Genomic DNA, 2,073 nt, shown 5'->3' with positions numbered 1-2,073 from the left:
CCCCGCCGTTCGTGTCGTGCGGTGTTGCCGCGGCGGCTCAGCCGGTCGCGGCCGGCTGGGTCACCTCGAAGGCGAGCTGCTCACCGTCCGCGTCGGGCGTGATCCGCAGCCGCGCCCCGGGGCCGATCGCGTCGTCGAGCAGCAGGTCGGCGATGCGGTCGTCGACCTCCCGCTGGATCGTCCGCCGCAGCGGCCGGGCACCGAACTCCGGCTGGTGGCCGCGCTCGGCCAGCCAGTCGATCGCCTCCGGCGTGAACTCCGCGGCGATCTCCTGCGCGTGCAGCCGCTCGCGGCTGTCGTTCAGCAGCAGGTCGGTGATCTCACGCAGCTGTTCCTGGCCCAGCTTGTCGAAGACCACGATCTCGTCCACCCGGTTCAGGAACTCGGGCCGGAACGACTCCCGCAGCTTGCCGATCAGCCGGTCGCGCACCGCCTTGCCGGAGCGCTCCTGCGCGGGGCCGCTGAACCCGAACTCACCCGAGCGGCTGGAGATGATCTCCGAGCCGAGGTTGCTGGTCATGATCAGCACCGTGTTGGTGAAGTTCACCGTGCGGCCCTGGCCGTCGGTGAGCCTGCCGTCGTCGAACACCTGCAACAGCAGGTTGAACACGTCCGGGTGGGCCTTCTCGATCTCGTCGAGCAGGATCACGCTGTACGGGCGACGGCGCACCTTCTCGGTCAGCTGGCCGGACTCGTCGTAGCCGACGTAGCCGGGCGGGGAGCCGACCAGCCTGCTGACGGTGTGCCGCTCGCCGAACTCGCTCATGTCCAGCCGGATCATGTTGTCCTCGTCGCCGAACAGCGAGCCCGCCAGCGCCTTGGCCAGCTCCGTCTTGCCGACACCGGTCGGCCCGAGGAACAGGAAGGTCCCCACCGGCCGGTCCGGGTCGTTCATGCCGGTGCGGTTGCGCCGCACCGCCCGGGACACCGCGGTCACCGCGTCGTCCTGGCCGATCACCCGCTGGTGCAGCTCGGACTCCAGCCGCCGCAGCCGCTGCTTCTCCCGCTCGGTGAGCGTGCTGGCCGGGATGCCGGTCAGCCGGGAGACCACCTCGGCGATCTCCTCGACCGTCACCGTGTCCCCGGTCTCGGTCGCGTCCGGGGCGTCCTGCCCGGCGCCGTCCAGGGTGCGCTGCAGCCCGGTGATCTCGTCGCGCAGCTGCGAGGCCCGCTCGTAGTCCTCCTCGGACACCGCCCCGTCCTTCTGCCGTTCGAGATCCTCCAGCCGCTGCCGGATCCGCTCGCGGTCCTCGCCGGTGGTGCGGCTCAGCCGCAGCCGGGCACCGGCCTGGTCGAGCAGGTCGATGGCCTTGTCCGGCAGCTGGCGGTCCGGCAGGTACCGGGCGGACAGCTCCACCGCCGCGGTGATCGCGTCGTCGGTGTAGGTCACCTTGTGGTGCTGCTGGTAGGCCTCGCGCAGCCCGGACAGGATCGCCACGGCGTCCTCGACGCTCGGCTCGTCCACCGTCACCGGCTGGAAACGGCGCTCCAGGGCCGCGTCCTTCTCGATGTTCTTCCGGTACTCGTCCAGCGTCGTCGCGCCGACCACGTGCAGCTCACCGCGGGCCAGCTTCGGCTTGAGCATGTTGCCCGCGTCCACCGCACCCTCGGCACCGCCCGCACCGACCACGGTGTGGATCTCGTCGAGGAACACGATCAGCTCGTCGGAGTGCTCGGTGATCTCGTCGAGCACCTTGTTCATGCGCTCCTCGAAGTCACCGCGATAGCGCGTGCCGGCGAGCATGCCGGACAGGTCGAGCTGCACCAGCCGCTTGCCGGTGAGCAGCTCGGGCACCTCGCCCGAGGCGATGCGCTGGGCGATGCCCTCGACGATGGCGGTCTTGCCGACACCGGCCTCGCCGAGCAGCACCGGGTTGTTCTTGGTGCGCCGGGCCAGGATCTCCAGCGTCTGCTCGATCTCGGTCTCCCGGCCGATGACCGTGTCCAGCTCGCCCGCACGGGCGCGTGCGGTCAGGTCGTGGCCGTAGGAGTCCAACGTCGGGGTGTCGCTGTCGCCCGAGCCGCCGGACCCGCCGGAGCCGTCCGAGCCGTGGGAGCCGTCGCCCCCGCCGG

At 71.2% G+C, this 2,073-nt stretch carries 1 protein-coding gene; it reads right to left on the bottom strand.

Going from position 1 to position 2,073, the window contains the following annotated elements:
- Nucleotides 1-37: 37 nt before the first annotated feature.
- A partial coding sequence (locus ACTIR_RS26335; protein ID WP_084789330.1) for an ATP-dependent Clp protease ATP-binding subunit occupies nt 38-2,073 on the bottom strand: 2,036 nt, incomplete at its 5' end.

It is taken from the genome of Saccharomonospora iraqiensis subsp. iraqiensis (assembly GCF_000430445.1).
Classification (GTDB): Bacteria; Actinomycetota; Actinomycetes; order Mycobacteriales; family Pseudonocardiaceae; genus Saccharomonospora; species Saccharomonospora iraqiensis.
The sequence above is the reverse complement of the archived record's forward strand: the minus strand, read 5'-3'. Positions and strand labels throughout refer to the sequence as shown.